Here is a 16,095-nt window from a genome sequence, read left to right as displayed (position 1 = left end):
GAGGGGCGGTCAGCGACCAAGGTCGACTGTCGGCGGGTGTGCCCGCGCTTGAGCACGCGGTATACTTCCGCGCCATTTTCACCCCCAATCCAATGCGCGCCGGGTCGTGGTCCGGCGCTTCCCGATGTTCCCGAATTCAAGAGGAGCGCGCCCCATGACCGTGATCAAGCAGGACGACCTGATACAGAGCGTCGCCGACGCACTGCAGTTCATTTCCTATTACCACCCCGTCGACTTCATCCAGGCCATGCACGAGGCATACCTGCGCGAGGAGTCGCCCGCCGCGCGCGACTCGATGGCGCAGATCCTGATCAACTCGCGCATGTGCGCCACCGGCCACCGCCCGATCTGCCAGGACACCGGCATCGTCACCGTTTTCGTGCGTGTCGGCATGGACGTGCGCTGGGATGGCGCCACCATGAGCGTCGACGACATGATCAACGAAGGGGTACGCCGCGCCTACAACCTGCCGGAGAACGTGCTGCGCGCCTCGATCCTGGCCGACCCGGCCGGTGCCCGCAAGAACACCAAGGACAACACCCCGGCGGTCATCCACTACTCCATCGTCCCCGGCAACACCGTGGAAGTGGACGTCGCGGCCAAGGGCGGCGGCTCCGAGAACAAGTCGAAGATGGCGATGCTCAACCCCTCCGACTCCATCGTCGACTGGGTCCTCAAGACCGTCCCCACCATGGGCGCCGGCTGGTGCCCGCCGGGCATGCTCGGCATCGGCATCGGCGGTACCGCCGAGAAAGCCGCGGTGATGGCCAAGGAAGTGCTGATGGAGTCCATCGACATCCATGAGCTGAAAGCCCGTGGCCCGCAGAACAGGATCGAGGAGATGCGCCTGGAGCTGTTCGAGAAGGTCAACCAGTTGGGCATCGGTGCCCAGGGCCTGGGCGGCCTGACCACCGTGCTCGACGTGAAGATCATGGACTACCCGACCCACGCCGCCTCCCTGCCGGTGTGCATGATCCCCAACTGCGCCGCCACCCGTCACGCCCACTTCGTGCTCGACGGCTCCGGCCCGGCCGAACTGGAAGCGCCGCCGCTGGACGCCTACCCGGAAATCGTCTGGGAAGCCGGCCCTTCCGCGCGCCGCGTCGACCTCGACACCCTGACCCCGGAAGACGTGCAGAGCTGGAAGCCGGGCGAGACCGTCCTGCTCAACGGCAAGATGCTCACCGGTCGCGACGCCGCGCACAAGCGCATGGTCGACATGCTCAACAAGGGCGAAGAGCTGCCGGTGGACCTCAAGGGTCGCTTCATCTATTACGTCGGCCCGGTCGATCCGGTCGGTGACGAAGTGGTCGGCCCGGCAGGCCCCACCACCGCCACCCGCATGGACAAGTTCACCCGCCAGATCCTCGAGCAGACCGGCCTGCTGGGCATGATCGGCAAGTCCGAGCGCGGCCCCATCGCCATCGACGCGATCAAGGACAACAAGGCCGTGTACCTGATGGCCGTCGGCGGTGCCGCCTACCTGGTGGCCCAGGCGATCAGGAAGTCCAAGGTCCTGGCCTTCGCCGAACTGGGCATGGAAGCGATCTACGAATTCGAAGTGAAGGACATGCCGGTGACCGTCGCGGTCGACACCAAGGGCGAATCGGTGCACATCACGGGCCCTGCGATCTGGAACAAGAAGATCGCCGAAAGCCTGGCGGTGGAAGTGAAGTAACGCGCCACGCAGCATGAAGAAGCCCGGCCCCGCGCCGGGCTTTTTCATGGGCGCAGATCGGCGCCACCGTCACTGCAGGCCGGGTCGATCCATCAGAAAACAAGGCGGCATCGCAGGGCAACGCCCGGGATTTTCCTCAATCTGCCAACCAGTCGCACATGACCGAATGGTCAGGATAAACAGTGTGAAACCGCCCACAGTTGCAAGCGGATTTTTAGTACATGCGTGCAACTTTACTTATTCTCGCCAGTCCTTCGGCCCCGGGTAGGGCCCTCCAGAGAAAACCAGCAAGGCGCACGGATGCGCGGATGTCTGTCGAGCTTTCCACATGCTTCGTACCACACCCGTATTCCCGCCGTTGCGGGTGGCCCGCTACCTGCTGCTGACGCTGTGCACCAGGCTCCGTCATGCCGCCTGGATCGTCCTGCTGCTCTGCCCCCTGGCGATGGCGCAACCGCCCGCTGACGGCGGCGAAGAACGCTGGACCATCAACATGCGCGATGCCGACATCCAGGACTTCACCGAACTGGTGGCGGGCATCAGCGGCCAGACGCTGGTGCTGGACCCGCGCGTCAAGGGCCAGGTCACCGTCATCTCCGAGTCACCGCTGACCCTCAGCGAGGTCTACCAGCTGTTCCTCTCGGTGATGAGCACCCACGGCTACAGCGTGATCGCCCAGGGCAACCAGGCGCGCATCGTGCCCGACATCGACGGTCGCAGCGTCGCCAACAGCCCCGTCGGCAGCGGGCCGGAAACCCTCGAGACGCGCCTGCTGCAAGTGCAGCAGACCCCGGTCAACGAACTGCTCCCGCTGATCCGCCCGCTGGTGCCGCAGAACGGCCACCTGGCGGCCATCCCTTCCAGCAACGCGCTGATCGTCAGCGACAAGCGCGCCAACATCGAGCGGCTGATCGCCCTGATCACCCAGCTCGACCGGGCCGGCGCCGACGACAGCGTGTTCTACGACATGCAGCACGCCTGGGCCAAGGACGTGGCCGCCATGCTCCAGGAAAGCCTGCGCCGGGGTCAGGCCGTCGGCAACGGCAGCGCCCAGGTGATCGCCGACCCGCGCACCAACCGCCTGCTGCTGCTCGGCCCGCCCGAAGCCCGTGAGCGCCTGCTGAAGATGGCCCGCCAACTGGACACGGCGCCCGTGCGCTCCGCCAACACCCGGGTGGTGCGCCTGCGCCACGGCGACGCCAAGGACCTGGCCAAGACCCTCAGCGACCTGTCCGAGCAACTGCGCGGCGCCACCTCGCCCACCACCACCCAGGCGCCGGTGCTGATCCGTGCCGACGAAGGGCTCAACGCCCTCATCCTGATGGCCGAGCCCGACATGGTCAGCCAGCTGGAAGAGCTGGTGCACCAGCTCGACGTGCCGCGGGCCCAGGTGCTGGTGGAAGCCGCCATCGTCGAGATGTCCGGCGACGTCAGCGAAGCGCTCGGCGTGCAGTGGGCCATCGACGGCCGTTCCGACAGCGGCCCCATCGGCGGCACCAACTTCAGCAACACCGGGCTGTCGGTGGGCACCCTGCTCGGCGCCATCGAAGCCAAGACCCCGGTCAACCTGCCCGACGGCGCCATCGTCGGCATCGGCAACGACAACTTCGGCGCCCTGATCACCGCGCTGTCGGCCAGCGGCCACAGCAACCTGCTGTCCACCCCCAGCCTGCTCACCCTCGACAACCAGCAGGCCGAGATCCTCGTCGGCCAGAACGTGCCCTTCCAGACCGGCTCCTACACCACCGACGCCGCCGGGGCCAACAACCCCTTCACCACCATCGAGCGCAAGGATGTCGGCGTCACCCTCAAGGTCACCCCGCACATCAACGAAGGCGGCACCCTGCGCCTGGTGATCGAGCAGGAGATCTCCTCCATCGCCCCCAGCACCGGGGCGGCCTCGCGGGCGGTCGACCTGGTCACCAACAAACGCATGATCAAGAGCACCGTGCTGGCCGACAACGGCCAGGTCATCGTGCTCGGCGGCCTGATCCAGGACGACGTGACGCGCAGCGAAAGCAAGGTGCCGCTGCTGGGCGACGTCCCGCTGGTCGGCGGCCTGTTCCGCTCCAGCAAGGACGTCAACGTCAAGCGCAACCTCATGGTCTTCCTGCGGCCCAGGGTGGTGCGTGACGGCACCCGCCTGGCCGACCTGAGCCAGGAGAAGTACCAGGACATGCGCCACCTGACCGCCACCCAGGACGCCCAGCGCGCCCTGCCGCAGGACCCGGTGCAGCTGTTCCAGCAGCCGGCACCGCAAGCCCCGGCGCGAGCCACCCCGCCGCCTCCCGCCAGGCCCGAGCCGGCCGCCGTCGCGCGTCCCTTCGCGGCCCCGGCCCAGGCGCCCCTGCACGCCAGCACCCAGGCCAGCGCCCCCCCTGCCGCCCCCAAGGCCAGCCCGCCGCCTGCCACCCCCTCGGTGGCGCAGCGCTACAGCATCAACCTCATCGAAGGCAGCAACGAGCAGTATATGCGCGCGCTGATGGCCCGCCACCCCGGGGAGCCCCTGCGCATCCAGCGCTCGCAACGCGATGGCCGCGACTGGTACCGCATGTTCTACGGCGACTACCCCCAGGCGGACCTGGCCGAGCGCGCCCTGCACAACCTGCCGGCCACCCTGCCCAGCCACCGAGGCCAGGTGACCGCGCTGTAGCCGACGACCGGAATAACCACAACAACACCGAACCGTGAACAAGCGAGGGACCATGTTGCGCAAGATCGTTCTTATCTCCGGGTTGCTGAGCCTGGCCGGCTGCCTCGATCTGGGTGGCGGCGGAGGCGGCGGGGGCAGCAGCCCCGGCCCCGGCACCGGCGGGTCCGGCAGCGTCACCACGCCGCCCGCCCAGCCGGGCACGCCGCCGGACGAGACCGCGCCCCCCGAGATACCGGTCACGCCGCCGGTGACCCCGCCCACCGAACCGCCGGTGACGCAGCCGGGCAACCGCTTCCCCGAGCCGGATGCCGCAGTGGTCGACGAAGTGAACGCCCTCGGCTTCTACGACCAGACCGCCGACGGCCAGCCGCGCCCGGTGCGCAACGATCTCACCGGCACCCTCGCCGCCATGCTGCAGTTCGTGCAGAGCCACTCGGTGGACCCGCAAGGCAACGAAGCGAAGAACATGCCGCGCCTGACCAGCGAGCGCGAAGCCCTGCTGCTGGTCACCCCCGACCCGGACCAGCCCCTGCCCAGGTCCCTGCGCGTGCAGGTGCTGGTGGACGGCGCCCTCAAGGGCGACCTGACGCTGCGCCACCCCGACGAGCTCTACCGTGCCGACCGCACCGGCAGCGACGCCCGCCCCGACGTGGTGTATTCGCGCCGCGCCTGGTCCGCCGTGCTGCCCTGGGACTGGGTGGTGCCCGGCATGAGCCTGCAGCTCAGCGACGACCAGGGCCGCAGCGGCCAGCGCGCCGCCGAGGCCTTCGACTTCGCCCCGCCCGCCGAGCTGCTGGTCCAGGCCATCCGCATCGGCATGCTCACCCCCGAGGTCCCGGGCGGCCAGCACTGGTTCAACACCCAGCCGGCCCAGGCCGCCACTGACTACTTCCAGACCGTGCCCATCGCCCGCATGGTGGCCAGCCAGTACGAGGACGTGCTGCTGCGCAAGGTCATGGTGGCCAACGGCACGATCTACGACGCCGACCAGGGCCAGGTCAGCGCCACCACCGGCGACGTCTACAGCGGCGACATGCGCGAGAACACCGCCAAGTCCACCTTCAGCACCGGCATCAACCTGGCCAACTGGGGCATCACCAGCGCCGGCATGGCCAGCCAGGAACAGCCGCAGCTGACCAACTCGGCGGTCATCCACCACGCCCGCGGCCAGTACGCCAACGGCCCGGTCAACCATGGCCTCAGCGGCGGCAACGGCATCCTCACCCTGATCGACTCGGTGGGGAACGAATTCAGCCACGAGATCGGCCACCACTACGGCCTGGGCCACTACCCGGGGCAGAGTGGCGACAACTACTTCTGGTCCGGCCATCACCCGGACAGCGGCTGGGGCTACATCGCCTACCGCAAGCGCATGCGCGCCAACCTGCACTGGACCCGCGCCAAGACCGGCGGCCTCAACGGCATGCCGATCTACGTCGATGCCTACAGCTTCGCCACCGACGCCATGGCCGGCGGCAACTTCGCCAGCGGCCTGTCGCGCTACACCCACTACACCGGCTACAGCACGCGGCAGAAGATCCAGCCGGCGCTGAACCGCGCCGTCTGGGCCCCCGATTCCCCCACGGGCTACCGCAAGTGGGACGCCACCAGCCGCAAGATGGAGGTGTTCCAGCCGAAGACGCCCAAGTCCAGCAACGTCTGGTACGACAGCGCCGACGGCAACTACCGCAAGCCGCGCCTGTTCGGCGTCCCGGTCATCACCCTGCTCGGCGGCTACGACCCGGAGACCGGCGCCGCCGTGCTCTACCCGGCCCTGCGCGGCAACTGGGGCCAGGTCTACGACCTGCCGCCGCCCGATGCCGCCGCCACCAGCCGGCAATGCTGGCTGGAGGTCAGCTTCGCCAACGACAGGACCCAGCGCATCGCCGTCGCCCCCACGCGCCTGGGCAGCAATGCCAACAAGCTGCACGTCAACCTGGCCCAGGCCGAGCTGCCCGTCGCGGCGGCCCTGCAATGCCGTGACACGGCCGGCGCCGCCACCACCGAGCTGGCCAGCCTGATCATTCCCCAGGGGCTGCCGGCGATGGCACCCGCCGTCATCGTCGGTCGTGACGCACGCTTCGACGCGCTGCGCGAGGTGGAACTGCCGAAGCTGGACAGCGCCCTCGCCGCCCTCGCCGGGCAGGCGGTGCCGACGCTCAAGGGCGAGGCGCGCGTGCTCTTCGACAGCTACAGCGACCGCCCCGACGGCCTCTCCGGTGCGGCCCGGGAGGTGCTGCAACGCCTCGACCAGCAGCAGGCGAAGGCCCAGCGTCTCAACCGCTGGCTGGATGCCTACGGCAGCCGCCTGGCCAGCGACGCCGAAGCCGCCAGGGCGCTCGACACCCTGCTGGCCACCCTGCAACTCGACGCCACTCCGCTGCTGCCGCCGGCCCAACCGCTGGCCATGAGCAACGGCAACTGCGTGCGCATCGAACAGGTCGATGGCGCCTGGAGGCCCTACGTCGCCGCCAAGGCCCAGTGCACCGGGGCGATCGACGAAAAATGGCGGGTCGATGCCGGTGGCCGCATCCATAGCGCGGCCCAGCCGACGCAGTGCCTGACCGCCAACGGCGACATCGGCCTCAGCACCTGCGACAGCCAGGTCGACGCCCAGGCCTGGGACTTCTCCGCCCTGCCGCAGCTGAAATACGGCAACCGCTGCATGGACCTTTCCGGGGGCTACCTCACCGACGGGCGCGGCAAGCTGATCACCTACGGCTGCACCGGCGGTGGCAACCAGAAGTGGTACGGGCCGACGCTCAACGACAACGGGCTGTTCCCGCTGCTGCAGAGCCGCAACCTGAACCTGTTCATGGCCTATGCCGAGCAACGTGCCAGCCGCACCGCGCCCTAGCGTCGCCACCCGTGGCGGGCGCCGCAGCCGAGCGCTGCTGGCGGCCCTGCTGCTGAGCGCGCCCGTCTCGGCGGTGCAATTGCCCAGGGCACTGCTCGCCGAACCCGCCCCCCTGTCGCTGAAGCCCTACCCTGCGCCCCGCCCGCTGGCGGGCCTCGACGGCTGGCGCCTGTACAGCGTCTTCAGCCGGGGCGACGGCCAGGGCCTGGCCTCGCTCAGCCTCGACGACGGCAGGCTGCTCAGCGTGCAGGCCGGCGACCGGCTGCCCGATGGCATCGAGGTGCTGGCCGTGGAGCGGGATCGCCTGCTGCTGCGGCGCGGTATTCAGGTGGGCGAACTGGTGATCCAGGGGCGCGCGCTCCGGGCCCCGGATGCGGCCATCCGTGCCGTCGACGTCGAACCCGCGGTGACGTTGCCGGTGCTGCCGGCGGGCTGCGAATCCTTCGTCCAGGCCGGCGTGCCCCTGGACGAATTGCAGGCCCTGGGCGGCTGCCCGACGGCGGCAGACCCCGACCTCTGAAACACGCCTGCCTGCCGGTCAGGCCATCCAGAAATACAGCAGCGTCAGGTTGGCCAGGGAGATCAGCCCGAACAGGCTCCAGGCGATGCTCGCCACCAGGCGGCTGTTGGCGAAGGGCCCCATCAGCCGGCGGTCGCTGGTGAAGCGGATCAGCGGCCAGAGGGCGAACGGCAGTTGCAGGCTCAGCACCACCTGGCTCAGCACCAGCAGCTTGCCCACCGCGCCCTCCCCCAGCCAGATGACGCCGACCAGCGCCGGCATCAGCGCCAGGGCGCGGGTGATCAGGCGGCGCTGCCAACAGGGGATCTTCGCTTGCAGGAAGCCCTCCATCACCACCTGGCCGGCGATGGTGCCGGTGAAGGTGGAGCTCTGCCCCGCCGCCAGCAGCGCGAAGCCGAACAGGAAGCTGGCCAGCGCCCCGCCCACCAGGGGGTCGAGCAGGTGGTAGGCGTCCTGGATCTCCACCACCTCGGTGTGGCCGCTGCCGTGGAAGGCCGCCGCCGCGAGGATCATGATCGCCGCGTTGACCAGCAGCGCCAGGGACAGCGAGCCGATGGTGTCGAGGCGGGAGAACCGGATGGCGCTGCGCTTGCTCGCCTCGTCGTCGCCATTGACTCGGGTCTGCACCACGGACGAATGCAGGTAGAGGTTGTGCGGCATCACCGTGGCGCCGAGGATGCCGATCGCCAGGTACAGCGGCTCCTGGCTGGAGAGCACGTCCCAGGATGGCCGCAGCCCGGCGGCGACGTCCGGCCAATGGGGCTTGATCAATACCAGCTCGACGAAGAAACACGCGCCGATTGTGGTGATCAGCCCCAGCACTATGGCTTCCAGGCGGCGGAAATTGGCGCCCTGCAGGGCGAGGACGATCAGCGTGTCGAAGGCGGTCAGCACCACGCCCGTGGTGATCGACACCCCCAGCAGCAGGTGGAAGGCCAGCGCCGCGCCGAGCACCTCGGCCAGGTCGGTGGCGATGATCGACAGCTCGGCGAGCAGCCATTGCCCGCGCGCCACGCCGGGGCGGTAGCGCTCCCGCGAGAGCTGCGCCAGGTCGCGCCCGGTGGCGATGCCCAGGCGCGAACAGAGGCTCTGCAGCAACATGCCCGAGAAGCTCGCCAGCACCACCACGAACAGCAGCGCATAGCCGAAGCGCGAACCGGCCTCGATGGCGGTCGCCCAGTTGCCCGGGTCCATGTAGCCCACCGACACCAGCAGGCCGGGGCCGACGAAGAGCATGAGCTTGCGCCCCAGGGACGCGTTGGCCGGCACCGCCACGCTGTGGCTGACGGCGGAGGGGCAGAACGGCGCGGTGGCCGTGGTGGGCAGCTTGTACATCGGGGACGCGCCGGGCGGAGGGGATGACGCAGCTTAAACGCCGCGAGGCCCCGCGCAAATGCCCGCGCTCTCGAGAGGGGCCAGCCCGGGTGCGGGCCGGCCCGGCAGGATCAGAGCTTGGCTTCCAGCGCCTTCTGGATCGCCTCGGCGCGGGCATCGACGTCGTCGACGTTGGTGAAGGGCTTGAAGTTCAGGCTCAGCACGCCGCCGTCGAAGGCGACGCCATCGGGGTAGTTGCTGGAGGGCGCGGTGGCCTCGTCATAACGCACCACCACCTTGCTCAGCTTGGCCTTGAGCGCCTGCTTGCCCATGTCGTCCACGGCCACGGAGGCGAAGGCCTTCTCCAGCGGGGTAAAGTAGACCTGCTTCCAGAAGCCGTCCTGGGTGTAGTTCTGCGCCTGGTCGGGCAGCGCGATGCTGTTCCACTGCACGTCCAGCGGCACCTCGAAGCCGGCGGCGGCCTGGATGGCCTTCAGCTGCTCGACGTAGGGGCCTTCCTGGTAGGCGGTGATGGCGCGGCGCTCGGCCAGGGACGGGTCGGCGAAGGCGCTGGTGCCGGCCAGCAGGCAGGCGGCGAGGAGGGAAACGGAAAAGAGGCGTTTGGCAGCCATGAAAGAAACTCCTGGGATCTGGACTCCAGCCACGACGGCGACTGGCAGGCGCGCGGCCAAGGCATCCCTGCCACGCGCGCGAACAGCCTAGACCGGCCGGTCAGGGAATTCCGCCGACCGCCGCAAGTTTCAGCCAGCCCGCCGCGGCAGCAGTGCCAGGTTGGCCGGCGCGGCGCGCTGGGCCAGGTAGCGGGTGCAGCTCACCCGCAGGAAGGAGGCGAAGTTCACCACCTCGCCGCGGTAGTCCATGACTTCCTCGTAGAGCTTGGTGATCAGCTGGTTGGTGGTCATGCCGTCCACCTCGGCGATCTCCCGCAGGATGTCCCAGAACTGGTTCTCCAGCCGTAGCGTGGTCACCACGCCGCGGATGCGCAGCGAGCGCGAGCGGGACTCGTAGAGGATCGGGTCGGCCTTTACATAGAGTTCGCACATGGAGCGGGTTCCTTTCTGGTGAAAATCTGTGGGGGTGAGTCTATTGGCTCTGTCTGTATCAAGCGTTGCTAGAGAACTTGAGCCCAGCTGATTGCCGAGTTTTGTTGGTGCTTCTGGTTTCGCCCACCCGGGCGAGTCCCTTTTCCAATCGCTGGAACGCCAGCCCGGTGAAAAGGAACCAAAAAACTTGCCCCTCCATACGGGTCTGGCTGAAGCCAGACTTCCCTCGCTCCATCATCGTTCCAGGGGCACGCCGCGAAGGGCCATCCCTGGCCCATCGCGGCTCTCGCGACATCCATGTCGCTCAACCCCTTCCACGACGATTCGCTCGGCCTCCTGAAAGGGGCGTTGGCGGCTGCTCCAACTTTCTTGCCGGGATCCTCGCATTGGTGTGCGCATCAGCGCTCTGTGCGCACCAGGTAGCGCCTTCGTAGGATGGTGTAGAGCGAAGCGAAACCCATCACGCGGAGCCCCACGCGGAACCGGGAATCCATTGATCCCCGGAACCACAGGCAACGCGGGCTCGCCTCACAGGGTGATGCGCGTACCCAGCACCTCGAGGAACTTCGCCAGCCAGGCCGGGTGCGCGGGCCAGGCGGGGGCGGTGACCAGGTTGCCGTCGACGTGGGCCTGGTCCACGGGGATGTCCACGTACTCGCCACCGGCCAGGGTCACTTCCGGACCGCAGGCTGGATAGGCGCTGCAGGCGCGGCCCTTGAGCACGCCGGCGGCCGCCAGCAGCTGGGCACCGTGGCAGACGGCGGCGATGGGTTTGCCCGCGGCGTCGAAGGCCTTCACCAGTTCGATGACCCGGGCGTTCAGGCGCAGGTACTCGGGGGCGCGGCCGCCGGGGACCAGCAGGGCGTCGTAGTCCTCGGCACGGACCTTGTCGAAGTCGAAGTTCAGCGTGAAGTTGTGGCCCGGCTTCTCGCTGTAGGTCTGGTCGCCCTCGAAGTCGTGGATGGCGGTGCGCACGCTCTGGCCGGCACGCTTGTCCGGGCACACCGCATGCACGGTGTGGCCGACCATCAGCAGGGCCTGGAAGGGCACCATGGTTTCGTAGTCTTCGGCGTAGTCGCCGACCAGCATCAGGATCTTCTTCGCCGCCATGGCGGGTTCCTCCGTGTGGGGCCTTCGAGGATTCAAAGGGTAGACGAAGTATCCGCCCGCCCTCCCCGCACCGGGTAACAGGCGGCTACTACAGGTCGTCCAGCGGCTCGCCGGCGGAACCGAAGCGCTGCAGCGGGTGCACCTCGCGGGTGACGGCGATCTCGCTGGCACCCAGCTCGGCGCCCACCAGTTGCAGCGGGCCGTCGCCCTGGGGCGGCAGCTCGGCGTTCTGCGGCGGCGGGTTCAGCTCGTCGTAGCGCAGGTAGTAGGTGGCACCGGCCCCGGCGTCGAGGGCGAAGCTGGTGATCTCGGTGAAGTCCAGCGGGCCGCCGGCGAAGAAGGTCCAGTAGCTGCCCAGCAGCGGGCGGCGCATCTCCAGGCGGTAGCTGGCGGTCTCGAATTCCAGGGGCAGGTAGCCGTTGCTCGGCAACGCGCCGATCAGCTCGCCATTGATGAACAGGCCCGGTGCTTCCAGCTCCTGGTCGGCCCAGTCGCTTTGCGGCCGGTAGAGATAGACCAGCGCATGGTCGGCATCGCTGGGCGTGCGCGCGACGAAGGCCGGCCCGTCGGTGGCGCCGAAGAAGGCCCCGGGCGTGGAGCAGCCGGCAAGCAGGAGGGCGAGGAGCGACAGGGCGGGCAGCGGGTGGCGCATGGGCGCATCTCTTGTTGTGGTTATGCGGGGGAGATTAGCCGGCGCGCGGGCCCGGCCGACACCCGACAAAGGTTCGGCTAGCGACGGCGGTCCAGCAGGTTGACGGCGAGGCGGTCGAGCCAGCCCCAGAGCCGCTGGTAGAAGCGCTTGATCAACGGCCGTGCATGCCAGGCCTCGAGGGTGATCTCGCGGCTGTCGCCGAAGTCGCGGCTCAGGCTGGCGGCCACCTCGTCGGTGAAGTGACGGTCCAGCGCCTCCAGGTTGGCTTCCAGGTTGAAGCGCAGGTTCCAGTGGTCGAAGTTGCAGGACCCGACGCTCACCCAGTCGTCCACCAGCACCATCTTCAGGTGCAGGAAGCGCGGCTGGTATTCGAAGATGCGCAGCCCGGCGCGCAACAGGCGCGGGTAATAGCGCTGGCCGGCGAAGCGCACCGGCGGGTGGTCGGTGTTGCGGCTGGTCAGCAGCAGGCGCACGTCGACACCACGCCGCGCGGCCTTGAGCAGTGCGCGGCGGACCTTCCAGCTGGGCAGGAAATACGGCGTGGCCAGCCAGATGCGGGTCTTGGCGTTGCGGATGCTGCGCACCAGCGACTGCACGATGTCCCAGTGCTGGCGGGCGTCGGCGTAGGCCACCCGGCCCATGCCGATGCCGGCGGAGGGCAGCGGCGGCAGGCGCTCCAGGCCCGGGGCCTCGTCGGGGCGCCAGGGCCGGCGGTGCAGGTTGGCCAGCCACTGGTAGTCGAAGATCAGCTTCCAGTGCACCACCAGCGGCCCCTCGATGGCGACCATCACCTCGTGCCAGCGGCTCTCGGGCTGCTCGGGCTCCCAGAACTCGTCGGTGGAGCCGGTGCCGCCCACGTAGGCGACGCGGTCGTCCACCACCAGCACCTTGCGGTGGTCGCGATAGAAATTGCGCACCCCGCGCCGCCAGCGCACCGGGTTGTAGAACTGCAGCTGCACGCCGGCCAGCACCATGCGCTGGCGCAGGGCGCTGCCGAGCTTCTTGCTGCCGAAGCCGTCGAACAGGCAACGCACCTTCACCCCGCGCTGCGCGGCCAGGCACAGCGCCTCGACCAGCGCCTCGCTGCAGCGACCGTCTTCCACCAGGTAGAGCTCCAGGGACACGTGGTGCTCGGCCCGGGCGATGTCGGTGAGCATCGCGGGGAAGAAGCTCGGCCCGTCGATCAGCAGCTCGAAGCGGTTGCCGGACTTCCAGGGGAAGATGTGGCCCATCAGCGCGCGGTGAAGATCAGCACGGCACCCACCGGCACCGAGAGGCTGATGGAGGGCAGCCCGGCCATCTCGCGCAGCATGCCGAGGGACTCGGTGAGGCCGAAGTCCTCCACCTGCAGCACCAGGGGCGCCAGGGTCACCACCTGGAAGCGGCGATCGTCCAGGCGCGTGGCCAGCAGCTCGGCCATGTACTCGTGCTCGCGGCCGTGCAGCTTCACCTTCAGCGGCAGGCGCAGCTCCAGCTGGGCGCCGGGGGCGAGGTCGGTGATGGGGCGCAGGTCGAGCTGGGCGAAGACCTCGGCCTCGGGGTTGCGCTCGATCTCGAAGAACAGGTCGCGCAGGCGCTGGTCCCGCAGCGGGATGCCGGTGCTCACCGACTCCAGTTCGACGCGCAGGTGCGCCTTGCCGCTGTCGGCGATGTTGCCGTGCAGGGTGAGGAAGCGGTGGACCTCGGAGAGGTTGCCGCCCTTGGTGGAAATGAAGGAGAGGCGCGAGGACTCGTTGTCCAGGTACCAGTCGGCCTGCACCGGCAGCGCAAGGGCGCCGAGCAGGGCGGGAATGAGGGGGAATAGCTTGGCCATGCGGGCTCCTGTCGCACAATCGCGCCACCTTAAACCGGCAGTCGGTGCGCCTGCAAACCACAGGCACGGGGCGGCGAACGCTCATGGGGTCGGCGCCCGCCCCGCGAGGAGGGAGGCGGCCGGGAGGGTCCCGGCCAGCCGATCAGAAGCTATAGACGTAGTTCAGGTAAAGGCGTTCCGCGTTGTGGGTGATGATGCCGGCGGGCCCCCGCGAGGTGGTGAAGCGGGTGACCCCGTCGGCGCGCCCCTTGGTGTGGAACTCGTTGTGCAGCCAGGCCAGGCTCAGGCCTTCGAGCAGGCCGGCGAAGCGGTATTGCAGCACGCCCTGGAATTCCCGCCGGGAGAAGCCGTCGTACCCCGCCGCATGGTCGGAGAAGGCGTAGTGGCCGTCCAGGCGCAACCCCGGCAGGCCCAGCGCCGCGAAGTCGGTGCCGGCCACCAGCTTGAACATCGCCTCGTCCTCGGCACCGAACAGGTAGAACAGCTTGGCGCTGCTGTTCCAGGTGCCGTGGTCCTGGCTGAAGAAGAAGCGGTCGAAGTCGTCGCCCCGCACCTGGTTCCAGGTCATGCCCAGGTAGTGGTGCGGCCAGCGCATGCGCGCGGAGAGGTCCAGGTAGCGCGCCCGGTGCGACGAGGTGGCGTCGTAGAGGCCGGTGACGCCGCCGTAGTCGAACAGCCGCCCGGCATCCTGCTGGGCGCCGAGGGTGGCGTAGAGGTCGAGGAAGCGCTCCCCGCCCAGCGCGACGCTGCGTTCGAGCTTCGCCGAGCCCACCCGCAGGTAGTCCTCCGACTCGCTGTATTCCAGCTTCAGCGTGCCGGCGCCGGGCAGGTCCAGGCCCAGGGCGAACAGGTGCAGGGCGTCGATCTTCCGGCCGCGGAAGTTGGTCAGGTCGTCCGCCCAGCCCGATTCGTTGCGCGCGCTGAAGCCCTCGATGCGGCTGTAGCGCAGCTCCAGGCCGGGGCGGCGGAACTCCACGTCCGCCCCCAGGGTTGCGGGCGGCAGGACGCGGCTGAAGGGGTCGTCGTAGTACTGGGCGTAGCGCCGGCTCTTCTTGCCCAGCCCCAGTTGCAGTTCGCCCGGCTCGCCGGCCAGGCGTGCCCGCAGGTAGGCCTCCACCGGCTTGGCGATGCCATGGGGCGACTGCACCGAATGGCCCGCTTCCAGGTTGCTGATGCTGGTGGCGTCGCGGCCCACGTGCAGGTCGTCGGCCAGGCCATAGGCGTAGTCGAATCCCAGCACCTCGCGGTACCAGCCGGAGTTGAAGCTGAGCAGCGTGGCCTGCACCCATTCGTCCCGCACGGGGCCGACCTCGCCGCCGTTGCTCTCCTTCCAGTAGTACTGGCTGTAGCGCACGGCGAGCTTGCTGTCGTCGAGGAAGGTGCCGCCCTGGCACAGGCTGGTGAGCAGCAGGCAGGCGGCGCCCGCCAGGCCCTTGTCGAGCATGTTCATCTCATGTCCTTCTTGTTGTTCTGGATGAGGTGGATGCCGTCCGGACGGGCAGGCTCCATTGTCGATCCGGGGCCGGGAAGGGCAATCGAATTGGGTTCCGCCCCTCGGAACGGGGCGGCGGCGGGTGCGCGGCCTCAGCCGAGGCTGCGCTGCAGGTCGTCGACGGCCTCGGCGAGGTCGTCCAGGTGCCGCCGGCTGACCCGCTCGACGCTGTCCTGGTCCCTCGGCCAGTGCAGCGCCACGCTGCCCACCAGGCGGCCCTGGCGGTGCACCGGCAGCGCCACCGCGCGGATCAGGAAGGGCAGGCGCACCGAGTATTCCCAGGAGCCTTCGATGCGCTCGCCGAAGCCTTGGTCATGGGTCTGCCGATGGGCGAGCCGCAGCGTCTCGTCCGGCAGCGCGTGGCGCCTGGCGAGGCGTTGCAGCTCCTCGTCACCGAGGGTGGCGAGGCAGGCGCGGCCCATGGCGGAATCGGCGAGGCTGGCCTTCAGCCCCACCACCAGGCGGTTGCTGGGGTAGCGTCGGCGCAACACCTCGGGCACCGCACTCTCCACCACGTGCAGGTCGTCCCCGTCGAAGAACGACAGGTCGGCCACGAGGCCAGTGCGCTCGGCCAGTGCGCTGAGCAGGGGCGAGGCCCGTTCCACCAGTTGGCGGGCGAAGCGCTGGTCCGGGTCGCCGAACAGGCGCTGGGCGCTGAGCCGGTAACGCCGGTCGCACAGGCCGCGATACAGCCAGCCCTGCTCCAGCAGCGTATGCAACAGCCGCGAGACGGTGGCCTTGGGCAGGCCGGTCAGGTAGTGCAGCTCCTCCAGCCCCAGCGAATCGTGTTCCCCCAGCAGCTCGACGATGGCCAGGGCACGCTCCACCGAGCGCACGGTGCCGCTTTCTTCTCTGCTTCGCATACGCGCCTCCCCCTCGCCCGCCGAGGTCACGCCCGACTCCTGCACGCAACGGGCCCGCCTCGGCGGGCCCCGCTCGGGC

13 protein-coding genes are annotated in these 16,095 nt (G+C 69.1%); 4 read left to right on the top strand and 9 right to left on the bottom strand.

All coding sequences use genetic code 11. The features are described from left to right. Positions 1-154 precede the first annotated feature (154 nt). The 4 genes from HSX14_RS07140 to HSX14_RS07125 all read left to right on the top strand — a co-directional run bounded on the left by HSX14_RS07140 (position 155) and on the right by HSX14_RS07125 (position 7,708). On the top strand, positions 155-1,678 hold the full coding sequence (locus HSX14_RS07140; RefSeq protein WP_173178756.1) for a fumarate hydratase: 1,524 nt from the start codon (positions 155-157) through the stop codon (positions 1,676-1,678). Between the two features lie 445 nt (positions 1,679-2,123). Beyond that, positions 2,124-4,331, top strand: coding sequence for a type II secretion system secretin GspD (gene gspD, locus HSX14_RS07135; protein ID WP_173178783.1), 2,208 nt, complete (start codon positions 2,124-2,126; stop codon positions 4,329-4,331). 52 nt (positions 4,332-4,383) lie between these two features. Continuing rightward, complete coding sequence (locus tag HSX14_RS07130; RefSeq protein WP_173178757.1) at positions 4,384-7,188, top strand: M66 family metalloprotease; 2,805 nt, start codon at positions 4,384-4,386, stop codon at positions 7,186-7,188. After that, positions 7,166-7,708, top strand: coding sequence for a hypothetical protein (locus HSX14_RS07125; RefSeq protein ID WP_173178758.1), 543 nt, complete (start codon positions 7,166-7,168; stop codon positions 7,706-7,708). The genes HSX14_RS07130 and HSX14_RS07125 overlap by 23 nt, the downstream gene beginning before the upstream one ends. A gap of 18 nt (positions 7,709-7,726) precedes the next feature. Here HSX14_RS07125 and HSX14_RS07120 read toward each other — a convergent pair whose 3' ends face one another. The 9 genes from HSX14_RS07120 to HSX14_RS07080 form a co-directional block, all read right to left on the bottom strand. Further along, complete coding sequence (locus HSX14_RS07120; protein WP_230428049.1) at positions 7,727-8,983, bottom strand: Nramp family divalent metal transporter; 1,257 nt, start codon at positions 8,981-8,983, stop codon at positions 7,727-7,729. A 170-nt stretch (positions 8,984-9,153) separates the two neighbouring features. Beyond that, positions 9,154-9,654, bottom strand: coding sequence for a hypothetical protein (locus HSX14_RS07115; RefSeq protein ID WP_173178760.1), 501 nt, complete (start codon positions 9,652-9,654; stop codon positions 9,154-9,156). Between the two features lie 129 nt (positions 9,655-9,783). Further along, on the bottom strand, positions 9,784-10,086 hold the full coding sequence (locus tag HSX14_RS07110; RefSeq protein WP_173178761.1) for a ribbon-helix-helix domain-containing protein: 303 nt from the start codon (positions 10,084-10,086) through the stop codon (positions 9,784-9,786). Positions 10,087-10,614: 528 nt separating this feature from the next. Continuing rightward, positions 10,615-11,196, bottom strand: coding sequence for a DJ-1/PfpI family protein (locus HSX14_RS07105; RefSeq protein WP_173178762.1), 582 nt, complete (start codon positions 11,194-11,196; stop codon positions 10,615-10,617). A gap of 88 nt (positions 11,197-11,284) precedes the next feature. Continuing rightward, positions 11,285-11,848: a DUF2846 domain-containing protein gene (locus HSX14_RS07100; RefSeq protein WP_173178763.1), complete on the bottom strand. Its 564-nt coding sequence runs from the start codon at positions 11,846-11,848 to the stop codon at positions 11,285-11,287. A gap of 77 nt (positions 11,849-11,925) precedes the next feature. Beyond that, positions 11,926-13,083 carry a phospholipase D-like domain-containing protein gene (locus tag HSX14_RS07095; RefSeq protein WP_173178784.1) on the bottom strand — a complete coding sequence of 386 codons (1,158 nt, stop codon included), beginning with the start codon at positions 13,081-13,083 and terminating at the stop codon, positions 11,926-11,928. Continuing rightward, positions 13,080-13,661, bottom strand: a complete 582-nt coding sequence (locus tag HSX14_RS07090) for a YceI family protein (protein ID WP_173178764.1) — start codon at positions 13,659-13,661, stop codon at positions 13,080-13,082. The genes HSX14_RS07095 and HSX14_RS07090 overlap by 4 nt, the downstream gene beginning before the upstream one ends. A 142-nt stretch (positions 13,662-13,803) precedes the next feature. Beyond that, entirely contained in the window at positions 13,804-15,111 is a 1,308-nt protein-coding gene (locus HSX14_RS07085; protein WP_173178765.1) for an OprD family outer membrane porin, read from the bottom strand. A 134-nt stretch (positions 15,112-15,245) separates the two neighbouring features. Next, entirely contained in the window at positions 15,246-16,016 is a 771-nt protein-coding gene (locus HSX14_RS07080; RefSeq protein WP_173178766.1) for an IclR family transcriptional regulator, read from the bottom strand. Positions 16,017-16,095: the final 79 nt, after the last annotated feature.

Origin of the sequence: Pseudomonas tohonis, assembly GCF_012767755.2 — a bacterium.
In the GTDB taxonomy this organism is placed as follows: Bacteria; Pseudomonadota; Gammaproteobacteria; order Pseudomonadales; family Pseudomonadaceae; genus Metapseudomonas; species Metapseudomonas tohonis.
Note: the sequence above shows the minus strand (reverse complement) of the source record. Positions and strands in the feature narration are given on the sequence as shown.